This is a genomic window from Actinoplanes sp. NPDC049548 (assembly GCF_040676695.1).
In the GTDB taxonomy this organism is placed as follows: domain Bacteria; phylum Actinomycetota; class Actinomycetes; order Mycobacteriales; family Micromonosporaceae; genus Actinoplanes.
Genome location: NZ_JBFAPM010000001.1, coordinates 167,227 through 182,758 on the forward strand (window position 1 = coordinate 167,227; position 15,532 = coordinate 182,758).

The 15,532-nt window shown below is 73.2% G+C and carries 18 protein-coding genes; 12 read left to right on the forward strand and 6 right to left on the reverse strand.

Annotated elements, in window-relative coordinates; all coding sequences use genetic code 11:
- Window positions 1–15: 15 nt before the first annotated feature.
- A complete protein-coding gene (locus AB0J80_RS00785; RefSeq protein WP_364698841.1) occupies window positions 16–918 on the reverse strand; it encodes an A/G-specific adenine glycosylase in 903 nt (300 codons plus the stop codon).
- A gap of 25 nt (window positions 919–943) precedes the next feature.
- Here AB0J80_RS00785 and AB0J80_RS00790 point away from each other — a divergent pair, with 25 nt between their 5' ends.
- The 3 genes from AB0J80_RS00790 to AB0J80_RS00800 all read left to right on the forward strand — a co-directional run bounded on the left by AB0J80_RS00790 (window position 944) and on the right by AB0J80_RS00800 (window position 2,833).
- A complete protein-coding gene (locus AB0J80_RS00790) occupies window positions 944–1,447 on the forward strand; it encodes an ACT domain-containing protein (RefSeq protein WP_364698843.1) in 504 nt (167 codons plus the stop codon).
- Window positions 1,444–1,995: a peptide deformylase gene (locus tag AB0J80_RS00795; RefSeq protein ID WP_364698845.1), complete on the forward strand. Its 552-nt coding sequence runs from the start codon at window positions 1,444–1,446 to the stop codon at window positions 1,993–1,995. The genes AB0J80_RS00790 and AB0J80_RS00795 overlap by 4 nt, the downstream gene beginning before the upstream one ends.
- Window positions 1,996–2,077: 82 nt before the next feature.
- The gene (locus AB0J80_RS00800) at window positions 2,078–2,833 is read left to right on the forward strand and encodes an adhesin (RefSeq protein ID WP_364698847.1); all 756 of its coding nucleotides are present in this window, start codon (window positions 2,078–2,080) and stop codon (window positions 2,831–2,833) included.
- 161 nt (window positions 2,834–2,994) lie between these two features.
- On the opposite strand, the gene disA is transcribed toward AB0J80_RS00800, so the two are convergent.
- The 4 genes from disA to AB0J80_RS00820 all read right to left on the reverse strand — a co-directional run bounded on the left by disA (window position 2,995) and on the right by AB0J80_RS00820 (window position 7,589).
- Entirely contained in the window at window positions 2,995–4,098 is a 1,104-nt protein-coding gene (gene disA, locus AB0J80_RS00805) for a DNA integrity scanning diadenylate cyclase DisA (RefSeq protein ID WP_364700126.1), read from the reverse strand.
- Window positions 4,099–4,285: 187 nt separating this feature from the next.
- On the reverse strand, window positions 4,286–5,716 hold the full coding sequence (gene radA / locus AB0J80_RS00810) for a DNA repair protein RadA (protein ID WP_364698849.1): 1,431 nt from the start codon (window positions 5,714–5,716) through the stop codon (window positions 4,286–4,288).
- Between the two features lie 8 nt (window positions 5,717–5,724).
- Entirely contained in the window at window positions 5,725–6,507 is a 783-nt protein-coding gene (locus tag AB0J80_RS00815; protein WP_364698851.1) for a hypothetical protein, read from the reverse strand.
- 245 nt (window positions 6,508–6,752) lie between these two features.
- Entirely contained in the window at window positions 6,753–7,589 is an 837-nt protein-coding gene (locus AB0J80_RS00820) for a UbiA family prenyltransferase (protein WP_364698853.1), read from the reverse strand.
- 46 nt (window positions 7,590–7,635) lie between these two features.
- Here AB0J80_RS00820 and AB0J80_RS00825 point away from each other — a divergent pair, with 46 nt between their 5' ends.
- Genes AB0J80_RS00825 through AB0J80_RS00840 form a run of 4 tightly spaced genes read left to right on the forward strand, consistent with a single transcriptional unit; the run spans window position 7,636 to window position 11,091 of the window.
- Window positions 7,636–8,373 carry a methyltransferase domain-containing protein gene (locus AB0J80_RS00825; RefSeq protein WP_364698855.1) on the forward strand — a complete coding sequence of 246 codons (738 nt, stop codon included), beginning with the start codon at window positions 7,636–7,638 and terminating at the stop codon, window positions 8,371–8,373.
- Window positions 8,360–9,517 (forward strand): acyl-CoA dehydrogenase family protein, encoded by a 1,158-nt coding sequence (locus tag AB0J80_RS00830; RefSeq protein WP_364698857.1) that lies wholly within the window; start codon window positions 8,360–8,362, stop codon window positions 9,515–9,517. Before AB0J80_RS00825 ends, AB0J80_RS00830 begins: the two co-directional genes overlap by 14 nt.
- A 53-nt stretch (window positions 9,518–9,570) precedes the next feature.
- Window positions 9,571–10,623: a 3-oxoacyl-[acyl-carrier-protein] synthase III C-terminal domain-containing protein gene (locus AB0J80_RS00835; protein ID WP_364700128.1), complete on the forward strand. Its 1,053-nt coding sequence runs from the start codon at window positions 9,571–9,573 to the stop codon at window positions 10,621–10,623.
- 9 nt (window positions 10,624–10,632) lie between these two features.
- Window positions 10,633–11,091 carry a DUF6023 family protein gene (locus tag AB0J80_RS00840; RefSeq protein WP_364698859.1) on the forward strand — a complete coding sequence of 153 codons (459 nt, stop codon included), beginning with the start codon at window positions 10,633–10,635 and terminating at the stop codon, window positions 11,089–11,091.
- Between the two features lie 34 nt (window positions 11,092–11,125).
- Here AB0J80_RS00840 and AB0J80_RS00845 read toward each other — a convergent pair whose 3' ends face one another.
- Window positions 11,126–11,905: a hypothetical protein gene (locus AB0J80_RS00845; protein WP_364698861.1), complete on the reverse strand. Its 780-nt coding sequence runs from the start codon at window positions 11,903–11,905 to the stop codon at window positions 11,126–11,128.
- A 334-nt stretch (window positions 11,906–12,239) separates the two neighbouring features.
- Here AB0J80_RS00845 and AB0J80_RS00850 point away from each other — a divergent pair, with 334 nt between their 5' ends.
- From AB0J80_RS00850 to AB0J80_RS00870, 5 genes are read left to right on the forward strand one after another with little or no spacing between them, the layout of a single operon-like run.
- Window positions 12,240–12,725, forward strand: a complete 486-nt coding sequence (locus AB0J80_RS00850; RefSeq protein WP_041832964.1) for a CarD family transcriptional regulator — start codon at window positions 12,240–12,242, stop codon at window positions 12,723–12,725.
- Window positions 12,726–12,771: 46 nt separating this feature from the next.
- Window positions 12,772–13,464 (forward strand): 2-C-methyl-D-erythritol 4-phosphate cytidylyltransferase, encoded by a 693-nt coding sequence (gene ispD / locus AB0J80_RS00855; protein WP_364698863.1) that lies wholly within the window; start codon window positions 12,772–12,774, stop codon window positions 13,462–13,464.
- Window positions 13,465–13,468: 4 nt separating this feature from the next.
- Window positions 13,469–13,945: a 2-C-methyl-D-erythritol 2,4-cyclodiphosphate synthase gene (gene ispF, locus AB0J80_RS00860; protein ID WP_364698865.1), complete on the forward strand. Its 477-nt coding sequence runs from the start codon at window positions 13,469–13,471 to the stop codon at window positions 13,943–13,945.
- Window positions 13,942–14,331 carry a PPOX class F420-dependent oxidoreductase gene (locus tag AB0J80_RS00865; RefSeq protein ID WP_364698867.1) on the forward strand — a complete coding sequence of 130 codons (390 nt, stop codon included), beginning with the start codon at window positions 13,942–13,944 and terminating at the stop codon, window positions 14,329–14,331. The genes ispF and AB0J80_RS00865 overlap by 4 nt, the downstream gene beginning before the upstream one ends.
- Before the next feature lie 18 nt (window positions 14,332–14,349).
- Window positions 14,350–15,438, forward strand: coding sequence for a hypothetical protein (locus tag AB0J80_RS00870; protein ID WP_364698869.1), 1,089 nt, complete (start codon window positions 14,350–14,352; stop codon window positions 15,436–15,438).
- Window positions 15,439–15,532 lie beyond the last annotated feature (94 nt).

Here is a 15,532-nt window from a genome sequence, read left to right on the forward strand (position 1 = left end):
CGGACCGGTCGCCCCTTATTGCAGGGTCGGATAGCGGAGCGGATGGTCGCCGGCGAGCACGAAGCGGTCGGCGTCGGAGTCGAGCGGCTCGACCAGCCCGTCCGTGACCAGGCCGGCGAGGGCGCGGGCCCGCTGCACGTCGTCGGCCCACACGACGTCGAGGCGTTGCCGGGGCACCGGTCCCGTGGCGTTCCGCAGCACCTCGAGGAGCAGGCCGCGGACCTGGCGGTCGGTGCCCGCGTACCGTTGCGGCCGGCGTGTCGGGCCCTCGGGGGCCGGGGCGCCGCTGAGCCGCCAGGCGCAGACCGTCTCGAAGGGGCACTCGGGGCAGCGCGGCGACCGTGCGGTGCAGACGATCGCGCCCAGTTCCATGAACGCGATGCTGGCGCGGGCCGCCAGGGCCGGCTCCTCCGGCAGCAGCTCCGCCATGGCGGTCAGGTCGGCCGTCGTGGTGGTCGGGCCGGCGTCCGGGTCCCCGGCCACCGCGCGGGAGACCACGCGCCGCACGTTGGTGTCCACGACCGGGTGACGCTGCCCGTACGCGAAAGTCGCCACCGCCCGAGCGGTGTACGTACCCACACCCGGCAGCGCGAGCAGCTGGTCGAGGTCATCGGGCACCTGACCGCCGTGCCGTTCCACCAGCGCCACCGCGCAGGCGTGCAGCCGCATGGCGCGGCGCGGATAGCCCAGCCGGCCCCACATCCGGATCGCCTCGGACGGGGGATCCTGGGCCAGGTCGGCGGGGGTGGGCCAGCGGTTCATCCAGGCGTGCCAGGCGGGCTCCACGCGGACGACGGGGGTCTGCTGCAGCATCACCTCGCTGACCAGCACCGCCCAGGCGCTGGTGCCGGGGACCCGCCACGGCAGGTCGCGGGCGTTGCTGTCGTACCAACGGATGGCGGATTCGGCGAGCGTCATAACCGGGCAAGCTTAAGATGCCCGGATGAACGAGCTCGCCATCACCGTCATAGGCCCGGACCGCACCGGCATCATCGCCGACGTCTCCGAGGCGCTCGCCGGCGTCGGTGCCAACCTCTCCGACTCGACGATGACCCGGCTGCGCGGGCACTTCGCGATGACGCTGATCTGCACCGGAGCGTCCGCCGGGGACGTCGAGAAGGCGCTGGAACCGCTCAGCGGGCTGCTGGCCACGGTTCGCGCGGTGGAGCCCGAGGCCGAGTCGGGCAGCGGCGGCGAACCGTGGCTGGTGAGTGTGCACGGCGCCGACCGGCTGGGCATCGTCGCCGCGGTCACCCGGGTGGTCGCCGCGGCCGGCGGGAACATCACCGACCTGACCACCCGGCTGACCGGCCCGCTGTACGTGCTGGTCGCCGAGGTGGACCTGCCCGAGGCCGCGGCCGAGGAGCTCGGCGTACGCCTTGCCGTGGCGGCCGAGGAGCTGGGCGTCGACGTGACGCTGCGGCGCGCGGAATCGGACGTCCTGTGAGCGACGCGCTGGCCGACTGGAAACCCGATGTGCTCGGTGTCGAGGGCCGGGTCCTGCCCGTGGTCACCGCCCCCGCCGAGGTGCTGAGCCGGGTCGGCGCCGAGGTGGACCCGGTGGACCCCGAGATCGTCCAGCTCGCGGCCGACCTGGTGGCCACCATGCGGGTCTCGCCCGGCTGCGTCGGCCTCGCCGCGCCGCAGGTCGGAGTGGGCGCGCAGGTCTTCGTCGTGGACGTCACCCAGCATCCGAAGACGGCGACGTCGCACGGCACGTTCGTGTTGTGCAACGCCCGGGTGGTGGAGGCCAGCCGGTGGCGGCCCGGCCGCGAGGGTTGCATGTCCGTGCCGGACCTGACCGGAGACGTGAAACGCGCCGGCCGCGTCGTGGTCGAGGCCGTCCTTCCGGGTACGGGCGCAGCCGTGCGCCTGGCGACCGACGCCTTCGAGGCCCGCGCCCTGCAGCACGAGATCGACCACTGCGCCGGGAAGCTGTTCCTGGACCGGGTCGCCGGTGCTCACGCCGTGTACCAGCGCAAGGTGTATCTCTGACGATCAGTAAACGAGCCGGTGTCGCATAACCCGGCGCGTCGCGCCCGCCGCGGTGGCGTCTCGGCGATACGGTGCTCCCATCATGCGTACGACGGTTGGTCCCCTTCCTGCCGCCGTGTACTGGCGGCGTCGAGGTGTGGTGCTGGGTGCACTCATCCTCGGCGTCATCGTGCTGTTCGTCTCCTGCTCCGGCGGTGACGACGACAGCAAGCGCGGCACGGGGGCATCGTCGCAGGCCCCGATCCCCGCCCCGGCGTCGAAGACCCCGGACGGCGACGAGCCGTCCTTCATCGACCCGCCCGCGGGCGCGGGTAACCCGTCCCTGCCGGATCCCGAGGACCTGCAGTCCGCCGGCACGGACGGTCAGCCGGCTCCCGGCCCGGACGACGAGGGCGACGGCACGGGCACCGGCACGAACACCAACGTGACGGTCCCCGCCGACGGCTCGTGCACCGACGCGGAGATCTCGGTGACCCCCATCCCGGCCGGCACGACGGCCCGCCGTGGCGTCCCGATCGAGATCCGGCTGAAGATCAAGAACGTGTCGGCCCGCGCCTGCTCCCGTGACGTCGGCGCCGACCTGCAGGAGCTCTACATCGAGTCGGGCGTGCAGAAGATCTGGTCGTCGGACACGTGCAGCAACGCCAAGGGCTCGGATGTCCGCCAGATCCCGCCGAACGGTGAGCGGGAGTACAACGTGACGTGGAACGGGCGCCAGTCGAACAAGTGCTCCGCGGGCCTGGCGGCCGGCACGGCGCCGCCGGCCGGGCAGTACCAGGTGCGCGCCCGCCTGGGCGGGAAAGTGAGCGCCCCGGTAACCATCACCCTGACCGCCTGACGCCGGCCTCCTGAGGCCCGCGCCGCTTAAAGCGCGGGCCGCATGAATCCGGTCCAATTGAGTCGGAGCCGCTTGAAGCCTGGGCCGCTTGAAGCGTGGCCGGCTGAGGCCCGGCCGCTTGAAGCCCAGCGGCCTGAGCCCGGCTGGTGGAGCCGGCGAGGCTAGACGTAGCGCTCGAGGATCGAGGCCTCGGCGAGCCGGGACAGCCCCTCGCGCACTCCCCGGGCGCGGGCGTCGCCGACGCCCTCGACCGCCTGCAGGTCTTCGACCGTGGCGCCGAGGAGGCGTTGCAGGCTGCCGAAGTGGTCCACCAGCCGCTCCACGATCTGGGCCGGCAACCGGGGCACCTTGGCCAGCAGCCGGAAGCCGCGAGGGCTCACCGCCGCGTCCAGGGCGTCGGAGGCGCCCGCGTAGCCGATCGCCTTCGCGACCGCCACCAGGTCGATCATCTCGGTGGCCGTCAGCAGGTCCAGCTCGACCAGGGCCTCGTCGAGGGTGCGGGCCTTGCGGCCGGTCGGCAGGTAGTCGCGGATGACCAGGGTGCGGTCGGAGTCCACGCCGGCCATCAGCTCGTCGAGCTGGAGGGCGAGCAGCCGGCCGTCCGTGCCGAGCTCCACCACGTAGCCGGAGATCTCGTCGGCGATGCGGCGCACCATCTCGAGGCGCTGCACCACCGCGACCGCGTCACGGACCGTGACCAAATCTTCTATCTCCAGCGCCGAGAGCGTGCCGGACACCTCGTCGAGGCGTAGCTTGTAGCGTTCCAGCGTGGCGAGGGCCTGGTTGGCGCGGGACAGGATCGCGGCCGAGTCGTCGAGGACGTGGCGCTGGCCGTTCACGTACAGGCCGATGATGCGCATCGACTGGCTCACCGAGATGACCGGGTAGCCGGACTGCTTGGCGACGCGTTCCGCGGTGCGGTGGCGGGTGCCGGACTCCTCCGACGGGATGTCCGGGTCGGGCATGAGGTGGACGGCCGCGCGCACGATGCGGGTGCCGTCGCTGGAGAGGACGACCGCGCCGTCCATCTTGCACAGCTCACGCAGGCGGGTGGCCGAGAACTCGACGTCCAGGGGGAAGCCGCCGGTGCAGATGCGCTCCACGACCTCGTCGTAGCCGAGGACGATCAGCGCGCCGGTGCGGCCGCGCAGGATGCGCTCGAGGCCGTCGCGCAGCGCGGTGCCGGGAGCCATGAGGGCGAGGTTGGCGCGGAGCGGGTCGCCGCTGACCCCGCCGCCGGTCAGGCCGGGCGTCGTGGGGGTCATCGGACGGGCTGCCGACCCGTTGATGCCCGGGGCAGCCCCGTTGGCAGGACGGTTGGCGGAGGCATCGCGGTCGAGCGGCACCTGGACATTCTACGGACTGTCATCCAGGTCAACGAGCCGCGGTTCGGCCGATGCTCCGTAGCGTGATCGTCGCTTACGCCGAGTAATGACAAGGGCGGCACCGGCCTCACTCCGCCGAGGCTCTGGCGGCCCACTGCACCGCCGTCTGCAGATCGCCCACCTCCACGACCCGCATGCCCTTGGGCGGCGACTCCGGAGCGCACCCGGGCGGCACCAGAGCGAAGCGGAAACCCAGCCGGGCTGCCTCCGCCAGCCGGCGCTCCGCCGCGCCCACCCGGCGCACCTCGCCGGTCAGGCCCACCTCGCCGATCGCCGCGAGGTGCGGTGCCATCGCGAGGTTGAGCGCTCCCGATGCCACCGCCAGCGCCATGGCCAGGTCGGCCGACGGCTCGGTGATCCGGATGCCGCCGACCGTCGCGGCGAAGACCTCGCGGTCGTGGAGCTTGATCTTCTCCATCCGGCGCTGGAGGACGGCCAGCACCATCGCCAGCCGGGCGCTGTCGAGGCCGGAGACCGTACGCCGTGGCGAGCCCTGCACCTGCGCCCCGATCAGCGCCTGCACCTCGGTCACCATGGCTCGCCGGCCCTCCATCGCCACCGTCACGCAGGTGCCCGGCACCGGCTCGTTGTAGCGGGTGAGGAAGAGGCCGGACGGGTCGGCCAGGCTGACGATGCCGCTCTCGTGCATCTCGAAGCAGCCCACCTCGTCGGCCGCGCCGAAGCGGTTCTTGACCCCGCGCACCAGCCGCAGCGACGAGTGCTTGTCGCCCTCGAAGTGCAGGACGACGTCGACGAGGTGCTCGAGCACGCGCGGGCCGGCGACCGACCCGTCCTTGGTGACGTGCCCGACCAGCACGGTGGCGACGCCGCGCTCCTTGGCGACACTGACCAGCGCGGCGGTGACGGCACGCACCTGGGTGACGCCGCCGGGCACGCCCTCGGTGCCCGGAGCCGAGATCGTCTGCACCGAGTCGATGATGAGCAGCCCCGGCTTGACGGCGTCGAGGTGCCCGATGACGGCGCCCAGGTCGCTCTCGGACGCGAGGTAGAGCCGGTCGTGCAGGGCGCCGAGCCGCTCGGCGCGCAGCCGCACCTGGCTGACCGACTCCTCGCCGCTGACCACGAGGGACGGGGTGCCCGCGCCGGCCGCCCACTGCTGCGCGACGTCGAGCAGGAGGGTCGACTTGCCCACGCCCGGCTCGCCGGCCAGCAGCACCACCGCGCCGGGGACCAGGCCGCCACCGAGGACCCGGTCGAGCTCACTGACGCCGCTGGGCACCGCCTTGGCGGGAGCCGCGCTGATCGTCGCGATGGGACGGGCCGGCTCGGACGGCAGCCGCGAGCTGACCACGCGCCCGGAGACCACCGGACCGGTCATCGTGGACTCGATGATCGAGCCCCACTCGTTGCACTCCGGGCAGCGCCCCAGCCACTTGGGTGGCTGGTGCCCGCACGCGTCGCACTGATAGGCCGGGCGCGGGTCTGTTCGAGTGCGGGAAGTCGTCACACCGGCCACGCTAGCCGGACCGTATGACAAAGCAGGGACTAGTCCCCCGACTCACCCGTGTTGTCCTGGTGCTCGTTCTCGGCACCCTCGGCCGGGTTGCCCGGAGCGCGCGAGGCCGGCGAGAGCGGGACGCTGACCGGGGCCTGCACGACCAGCGGGTCGGCGCCGTTGCTGAACTCGAAGACCAGGTTGACCGAGCCGCCCGGGGACAGCTTGCCGGTAAGCCCGAGGGCCTGCAGCTGCTCCTTGTCGCCCGGCAGGAACGTGACCGAGCTCAGCGGGCCGATCTCGAGGCGGGCCGGGCGGGCCGCGCCGGTCGCCGCGGGCGCGGTGGACGGCGTCTCGCCGGGGCTCGGGTTGCCGCTCGGCGTCGGGATCTGCTCGCTGTTCTGGTCGTCCTCGGTGTCCGACGGGCGGCTGCCGGACGGCTCCGGGATCGCCGACGAGGCGGCCGACGGGGTCGCGGCGCCGCCGCCCACCAGGCCCACCTGCCGCGCGGAGACGACGCCCTGCCCCTCGCCGGCCCCTGCGAGCGGCTGGCTGCTCACCAGCACGGTGACGGGCTGCTTGGTCTGGTTGTAGATGCCGACCTCGAGGGGCGCGTTGTCGCCCGCCGCGTAGCCCTCGACGCCCGGATACTGCACCGAGAGGTTGCGGATGACCACGCTGCCGTTGGAGTTGTCGATGTTGACGCCCGGGTTGGAGGCCTGCTTGAGCGCCGTCTCGGCGACCTGGCCGGCGCTGCATCCGGCGAGCGCGATCGCGGCCACCGTGGCGACACCCGTGGCCAGGAAGGCGCGGCGGGTTCCCAGCGAGCGCATCACAGTCCTCCAAGAAACTCGAGAATGCTCCGCCGATCAGCCTAGAGGGCCGAGATCCGGCGCGTACGCCGACCCGTCCTAAAGGCCTGTGTGGCCGGCCATGGCGGCCTGCGACGGGCCCAGCTTCCGCCTCGCGGCGCGGTCCGAACGGCCGGATACAACCCCGGTATCCGGCCGTCCGGCCCACTTGCGAGACGAAACCTGGACTCCGTCTCGGCGTCGCCATGGCCGACAACACAGGCCTTTCAGACCACGCGCCCGCTGAGGACCAGCAGAACGACGTCGATCAGCGCCACCACGATCACCGAACGGAACATGGCCACCTGGCGGGTACCCCGTTTCAGCGCTTTCTTTCCCGCGTACCAACCGAAAGGCAGGACCACGACGGCGGCCGCGGCGGCCGCGATGCCCGGCCACGACGGCGGCCCGGTCGGTCCGAAGACAAGAGTGAGTGTCGCCGCGAGCAGCAGCGCTCCCGCGACGACTTGCGACCAGGCGGCACCGAGCCGGTGCGGGAGGCCCACCACGCCGGTGGCGGCGTCGTCCGCGAGGTCCGGCAGCGCGTTGGCGAAGTGCGCGCCGCCGCCCAGCAGCGCGCCGGCGGCGACCAGCCATGCGGGCGGCCAGGGGTGGCCGGGCAGGGCGAGCACCACGAAGGCCGGCATCAGGCCGAACGCGACCAGGTAGGGCACGACCGACAGCGGCGTTGACTTGAGCGGCCAGTCGTAGAGCAGCGCGAACGCGCCCACCAGCGTGATGCAGACGGTCGCGGCCGGGCCGAAGGGCAGCCCCAGCAGCGGGATGGCCAGCGAGGCGATCAGGCCCGCGATGCCGACGGTACGCCGGGAGACAGCCCCCACCGCCACGGGCTTGTCGGTCCGTCCCGTGGCCCGGTCCCGGTCGGCGTCGAGCCAGTCGTTGACCCACCCGACGGAGAGCTGGGTGGCGCCGATCGCCGCCGCGACGCCGGCCACCGCCCACCCGCGATGCCCCACCCCCACGGCGAGCAGCGTCAGGGCCAGGGTGACGGCTCCGCCGGGTTCGGCGTGCGAGGCCTTGAGCAGGGCGACAAGATCGGGCATGAGTGCAGTGTGGTGGTTGAGCCCGGGGCGTGCCACGCTCGATCACATGTCGCTGCCGCGCAACGATCCCCGTCAGTACGACGACCTGGCCGGCGAGTGGTGGCGCCCGGGCGGGGGGTTCGAGTTGCTGCACTGGCTGGCGGAGGCGCGCGGCGCGCTCGTGCCCGCCGCGGCGCGACCGGGTGCGGTCCTCGTCGACGCCGGCTGCGGGGGCGGCCTGCTTGCCCCGCACGTCGAGCGCCTGGGCTACCGGCACGTCGGTGTCGACCTGCGCCGCTCGGGCCTCGAGCAGTCGGCCTCCCGGGGTGTGTCGGCGGTCACCGGTGACGTCACCGCGTTGCCGCTGACCGACGAATGCGCCGACGTGGTCGTCGCGGGGGAGATCCTGGAGCACGTCCCCGACCTGCCGGCCACGGTGGCGGAGCTCTGCCGGGTGCTGCGGCCGGGTGGCCTGCTGGTGCTGGACACGATCAACGACACCCGGCTCGGCCGGTTCGTGTCGATCACCCTCGGCGAGCGGTTCGGCGCCGCGCCCGTGGGCATTCATGATCCGGAGCTGTTCGTCGATCCGGGCGACCTCACGACCCAGTGCGCCAAGCACGGCGTACGCCTGCGGGTCCGCGGGGTCCGGCCGAGCATCCCCGGCCTCATCCGGTGGCTGTTCCTGCCGACCGGCCCGCGGGCGCGCAGCCTGGGCCGGATGGTGCCGACCCGCTCCACTCAGGTGCTCTACCAGGGCATGGGCCGCAAACAGGGAGAGGGGGCCGGTCATGACGGCCGATGAGGCACGGCGGCTGGCTCCGCGGTTCGCGGCCCGGGCCGCAGACCATGACCGTACGGGATCCTTCCCCGTCGAGGACTTCGCGGATCTGCGCCGCTCGGGCCTGTTCGGACTGATGGTGCCCGCGCGGCTCGGCGGCAAGGGTGCCGGCTTCGCGGACTATGCGGCGGTCGCGTACGAGCTGGCCCGCGGCAACGGCGCCACCGCGCTCGTGTTCAACATGCACGCCTCGGTCACGGGCGCGCTGGCCGGTGTCACCGACGAGCTGGCCGGCGCCCTCGGCCTGCCGCCGGAGGCGCTCGAGGCCCGCGACAACTACCTGCGTGCCGCGGCCGACGGCCACTGGTACGCCGTGGCCATGAGCGAGCGCGGCGCCGGCTCCCGGCTGTCGGAGATGACCACCACCTACGAGCGCACGCCCGACGGCTTCCACATCAAGGGCGCGAAGACGTTCTGCTCGGGTGCGGGACATGCCGACGCCTACCTGGTGGCGGCCCGCAGCGCCGCCGACCCGTCGCAGGTCTCGCAGTTCCTCGTGCCGTCCGGGGACGGGCTGACCGTGGAGCCGACCTGGGACGCGCTGGGGATGCGGGCGACCGGCTCGCACGACGTCCACGTCGACGTGACGGTCCCGGAGGGTGCGCTGCTCGGCGGGGTGGAGGGGCTCGCGCTGGTGGTCGCGCAGCTCGCTCCGCATTGGATGGTCGCCAGTTACGCGGCGGTCTACGTCGGAGTGGCCCGTGCGGCCGTGGACGCCGCCGTGGAGCACGTCAACGCGCGCAAGCTGGGGCACCTCCCGGCCGTACGGGCCCGCATCGGCCGGGCGGACGCGGCGGTGGCGGCCGCGCACCTGGCCGTCATGGAGGCCGCCCGCCGGGTCGACGAGGAGCCCGGCGACACCGAGACCAACCGCTGGGTGTGGCGGGCCAAGCTGCTCGCCGGCACGACCGCGGCCGAGGTGGCCGCGTCGATGCTGGAGGCCGCGGGCACCTCGGCGATGCGCCGCGGCCACCCGTTGGAGCGGCTCTACCGCGACGCGCGCGCGGGTTCTCTGCAGCCGGCGACCTCGGACGTCTGTGCCGACTGGCTCGGCGTCGAGGCCCTCGGCGGCGACCCGGACTCGGAGGGCACCGCCCCACGTTGGTGATCGGCCTGCGCGGGTAACAAGGGGGTCGGCCTGGGGAGGCACAAGTGCAGAGAATCGGTCGGGCGGCTATCGCGGGGCTCGGGGTGGCGTTGCCCCCCTCGACGGTGCAGGACGAGCTGTGGGAGGGCTACTTCGATCGGCACTACGCGGCGGGCGGCCGGCGTGGCCTGGCCAAGCGGATCTTCGCCCACTCCGGGGTCCGCACCCGGCAGGCGGCCGTCAGCCCACTGCTGGAGGACGTCTCCACCTGGTCCACCGAGCGCCGGATGCGCCGCTACCAGGTCGAGGCGGTGCCGCTGGGCAAGGAGGCGGTCGGGCGCGCGCTCACCGACGCCGGCGTGGCGGCCGACGAGCTGGGCCTCTTCGCGGTCTGCTCCTGCACCGGCTACGCGACGCCGGGCCTGGACATCCTCCTGGCCCGCGACATGGGCATGTCACCGCAGCTGCAGCGCCTCTTCGTCGGGCACATGGGTTGTTACGCGGCCCTGCCCGGCCTGGGCACGGCGGCGGACTTCGTGGCCTGCCGGGGCCGCCCCGCGCTCCTGCTCTGCGCCGAGCTGACCAGCCTGCACCTGCAGCCGCCGGACGCCCGGGCCGACATCCAGCAGATCGTCTCGCACGCGCTCTTCGCGGACGCTGCGGCCGCCGTCGTGCTCACCCCCACGGCCTCCGACGGGTACGCCGTGAGCGACGTCGCCGCCCTCACGGACGCGACCACGGCCGCCCACATGACCTGGGACGTCACCGACCTGGGCTTCCGCATGGGTTTGTCGCCGCAGGTCCCGGACGTGCTGTCGGTGCACGTACGCACATTGGTCGAGGAGCTGCTGGGCCGCAACGGGCTGGCCGTGGGGGACGTGGACGGCTGGGCGGTGCACCCGGGCGGCCCCAAGATCCTCGACGTCGTGCAGGAGCGTCTCGGGCTCGCCGACGACGACCTGGCGGCCTCGCGCGGTGTGCTCTCGGCGTACGGGAACTGCTCGTCCCCGACCGTTCTCCTCGTGCTGGAGGAGCTGCGCCGCCGGCCCACCCCACCGCGGCGCGTGGTCATGCTGGCGTTCGGTCCCGGCCTCACTCTGTACGGAGTCCTTCTCGAGAGGCTCTAATCTGAGCCCGTGACGCGGGACCGGGCGCAGGGTGTGACGCTGTACGCGCTCGCCGCCCTGCTCGCGGCCGCGGGCGGCGTCTGGTTCGTGCGGGCGGCGCCGGACCGTGGTGAGGACCGGCGGATCGCGGCCGGCCGCCGTACGGTCGAACTCCTGCTCCCGGAGGTCCCGCTGCAGGCCGAGGCGGAGACGATGGTTCTTGCCGCGGGCGACCGGGCGGAACGCAGCAGCCCGGTGCGCGGCGGTTCGTACGAGCTGGCCGTGGCCTGCCTCGGCGCCGGCCGGATCCGGGTGCGGCTGAGCACGACGACGGACGACTCGGGGCGGGCGGTGCCGTGCGCGGCGGAGCAACCCGAGAAGGTCGAGGTGTCGGTCGCCCTGGCGAGCGCCTTCTTCATGGCCGTGTCGGCGGAGACGGAAGGCACCTCGGTCTTCCGCTGGCGGCTGACCCGGGTGCGCTCCTACTGAGGGATCCTGACCGGGCGCGTTCCTGCTGAGCGGGTCAGAGCCGGGCGAGGTCGGGCTGGAAGTCGGCCACCGAGGCGGTTCGCGGCACTTTCCGGACGATTTCCCCCTGGCGGTCGACCAGCAGCACCGCGGCTGTCTCGTCCTTCGCGGCGGGACCCAGGTCGAGGCCGGACCGCAGCTCACCGGTCGGGTCCCGGAGCGCGCGGACCGTCTTGCCCTGCGCCTGGGGGGTCGTGTTCGTCGGCGGCACCAGGGCGGTCGCCGTCGAGGGGGGCCCGGAGACCACCGTCAGGACCGCGATGTCCGGCCGCACCGCCGCGATCGTGTCGGCGACGAGCTGCCGGCAGTCGCAACCGTCCGTGAGCAGGACGACGGCCGGCACGTGCCCGCGAAGGGGGACGGTCTGCCCGTCCACACCGATCAGCTCGAGGGCCGGGAGGGTGCCGGGGCTGTCGTCCGTGGTGTTGGCGGTGCGCTGGGTCGCGGGAGAGCGGGCGGGCCCGGGCCAGGCGGAGGCGAAGAGGCTGGCGATCGTCACCAGGATCGCCAGCGAGATGATGAGCACCGGCGCGCGGAGGCCGGCGGAGGCGAGCCGGCGCACCATGCGCATGCCGGGGCGGTCGGTGAGCCGCTGCCACCGGGTGCGGTGCTGGGACCGGCGCAGCTCGGCCTGGACGGCCGTGACCTCGTCGGACAGCTCGGAGAGGTCGTCGGGGACGACGATGACGCCCCACTCCTCGGGGAGCCCGGGCAGGCCGTCGGAGGAGCCGCCGTCACCCGGCCAGCCGCCCCCGTTGTCGCTCAAACTGCCCATGCTCCACCCTCCCCTCTGCCGCAGAGTCTCACGTGCTGCGGGGGACCTGCACCCAGCCTCCCCCACGTGAGGGCCCGATGGCCAGTAGTGGGGCCTCCGGGTCGCTAGCGATAAGCTTGACCTCGCAAACGCCGTAGGTCCGGAATATCCGACTCGCTGGGTCTTGTGGTCACCACGTCATCACGCTCGGTTACTGAGGCAGTTCTTCGCCCGCATGTCAAGCGGGAGAAAGACGGCTCACAGGCCCCCTGAGCTGCACTAACAGTCACGGCCAGGGTGGGACATCGCTGCCTGAGCGTGTTACCCTAGACACAGCGAAAGGGGTTTCGAACCTATGGTTTTCAGTGTCGGCGAGACCGTTGTTTACCCCCACCACGGGGCCGCACTCATCGAGGCAATCGAGACTAGAACTATCAAGGGCGTGGAGAAGCAGTACCTCGTCCTGCGGGTCGCCCAGGGCGACCTGACGGTCCGCGTGCCCGCTGAGAACGCCGAGATCGTCGGCGTGCGCGAAGTGGTCGGCGAGGAAGGCCTGGGGAAGGTCTTCGACGTCCTCCGCGCACCGCACACCGAGGAGCCGACCAACTGGTCGCGGCGTTACAAGGCCAATCTCGAGAAGCTCGCCTCCGGTAACCCGCTCAAGGTTGCCGAGGTTGTTCGTGACCTCTGGCGTCGCGAGCGCGAGCGTGGTCTCTCGGCCGGGGAGAAGCGCATGCTCGCCAAGGCCCGCGACATCCTCGTCGGCGAGGTGGCCCTCGCCGAGAAGAGCACCAAGGACGAGGCGGAAGTACTCCTCGACAAGGTGCTCACCGAGGCCTGACGTTCCCACCACCTCTCAGCACCACCTCCGAACTGAGGACCGCGACGTGACCGCGCAGCTGAATGCTCGCGGTGACGTCGCGGTCCTCATTCCGGCGGCGGGTTCGGGCGTACGCCTCGGCCCCGGAGCGCCCAAGGCCCTCCGCCTGCTAGCCGGTGAACCCCTGCTCGTCCACGCGGTACGCCGCGTCGCGGCCGCCCCCTCGGTCCGCATGATCGTGGTGGCGGCACCCGTCTCCGAGGTCGACGCCGTCCGGGCGCTGCTCGAGCCGGTCGCGCCCGTCGTGGTCGTCGCGGGCGGGGCCGAGCGGCAGGACTCGGTCGCCGCGATGCTCGCCGCCGTACCGGCCGAGGTCGAGATCGTGCTGGTGCACGACGCGGCCCGCTCGCTGACACCTCCGGAGCTCGTCGAGTCCGTGGCGGCCGCCGTGCGGGCGGGCCACCCGGCCGTCATCCCGGTGCTCCCGGTCGTCGACACGATCAAGGAGGTCGGCCCGGACGAGACCGTCCTGGGCACGGTCGACCGCTCGGTGCTGCGCAGCGTACAGACGCCGCAGGGCTTCCGGCACGACGTGCTCGCCGCCGCGCACCGGGCCGGGCTGGACGCGCACACCGACGACGCCGGCATGGTGGAGAAGTCCGGCACTCCGGTGACCTGCGTACCGGGGTCCGAGCTGGCCATGAAGATCACCCGTCCGCTGGACCTGGTGATCGCCGAGGCGCTGCTCCGCGTAGCCTGACGCCGTGGACCAGCGCATCGGCATCGGTACGGACGTGCACGCCTTCGACCCGTCCCGGGTGTGCTGGGTCGCCGGCCTCATGTGGCCGGGCGAACCGGGACTGGCCGGCCACTCCGACGCCGACGTCGCCGCCCACGCCGCCTGCGACGCCCTGCTCAGCGCCGCCGGCCTCGGCGACCTCGGCAGCAACTTCGGCACCGCCGAGCCGCAGTGGGCCGGCGCGCCCGGCGTCGACCTGCTGAGCGAGACCGTGCGCCGGGTCCGCGCGGAGGGCTACGAGATCGGCAACGTGGCGATCCAGGTCATCGGCAACAAACCCAAGATCGGCAAGCGGCGCGAGGAGGCCCAGAAGGTCCTCTCCGACGCGGTGGGTGCGCCGGTCACCGTCTCCGGCACCACGACCGACGGCCTCGGCCTGACCGGACGGGGCGAGGGTCTGGCGGCGATCGCCACCGCCCTCATCCACGTGGTGGCGGCATGAGCGCCGCGCTTCCCGAGGACGTCCGCCGGCTCCTGGACGGCACCACCTTCGCCGTCGTCTCCACGATCAACCCGGACGGCAGCCCCCAGTCGACCGTCATCTGGGTCAGACGTGACGGCGACGACGTGCTGTTCTCGACCGTCCGCGGGCGCCGCAAGACGCGGAACATGGAACGGGACCCGCGGGTGTCGATCTGCGCGTACGACCCGGCGCAGCCGTACTCGTACTTCACCGTCGACGGCACGGTGACGCTCGTCGAGGAGGGCGGCAGGGAGCTCATCAACGAGCTGAGCCTCAAGTACGACGGGCGGCCGTGGACGTTCGACCGGCCGGAGGTGGTCCGGGTGGTCTGCCGCGTCACCCCGCACAAGGTGATTTCGAAGTAGACGACCTACGCTCGATGGGTGTCGAGCGAGCCCACCCCTCAGTCCGAGCCCGAGACCACCCCCGAGGAGTACCGCAGCCGGGCCCTCCTGCTCGCCGATCTGGGCCGCTACGACGAGGCCGCCGGGGAGATCGCCGCGGGCCTGGCGTCCGCGCCGGCCGATCCCGGGCTGCTGACCACGCTCGCCCGGGTGCACGTCGCCGCGGGACAGGCGGCCGCGGCGCTGGAGGCGGCCGACCGGGCCGCGACGTCGGCGCCCGCCGCGATCGAGCCGCTCGTGGTGCGGGCCATGGCGCTCGCCGACGACCGCCGGTTCGCCGAGGCGGCCCACGTCGCGAGCGAGATCCTGGTCCGCTGGCCGGAGGACGCTTTTGCGCAGCGTACGGGCGCAGCCCTGCTCAGCGAGTCCCGCAACGGGCAGGAGGCGCTCAACGCCGCGTGGAACGGCGTCCGGCTGGCACCGAGGGAGGCGGAGGCCCACCTCGTGCTCGCGGTGGTGGCGGCCCGGCTGCGGCTGTTCGACCTGGCGCAGCGCGGCTACGGCGAAGCCCTCGAGCTGGACTCGGCGATCGGCGACGCCCAGCGTGACGTCGGCGTGGTCCGGCTGGAGCGACGCCGCTGGGCCGTCGCGCTGGAGGCCCTCGCGGACGAGGCCACCCTGCCGCCGGTGCCCGACCCCGACCAGCCGTCGCCCGCCCCCGTCGTGGAGGTGAGCCGGCCCCACGGATTGGTCCTGGACCGCTCCGTGGCGACGACCGACGCCGTCCGGCACGCGGTGCTGTTCGGCGCCAACGGCGTGATCGTCACGGCGGTGCTCAGCGCCGTCATGACGCTCGCCAGCACCGGCGTGGCACGGATGTGGGCGGCCGTCATCGGCGTGGTGATCCTCGCCGGGACCGTCGGGTGGCTGGCCCGCCAGGTCCGCCCGGAGCCACTGGGCACGGTGCTCCGCCGCCTCGCACCGCGGTCGTCCCTCGCGGTGTACGCGGCCGCGCCGGCCCCCGTCCTCCTGGTCCTGTACGCGCTGATCGGCGGCCTGGTCCCCCTGGTGGCGGCCATGGTCCTGGCCGCCGCGGCGGAGCTGGTGGTCCTGACCCACCGCCCCTGAACCGCCCGACAGGAGATCACCGGACGGCATCGGCTGCGGTCGCCGGGGCGGCGTGGGGCGCGGTCACCCCGGGCGGCGCCCGCTGCGGTCACCC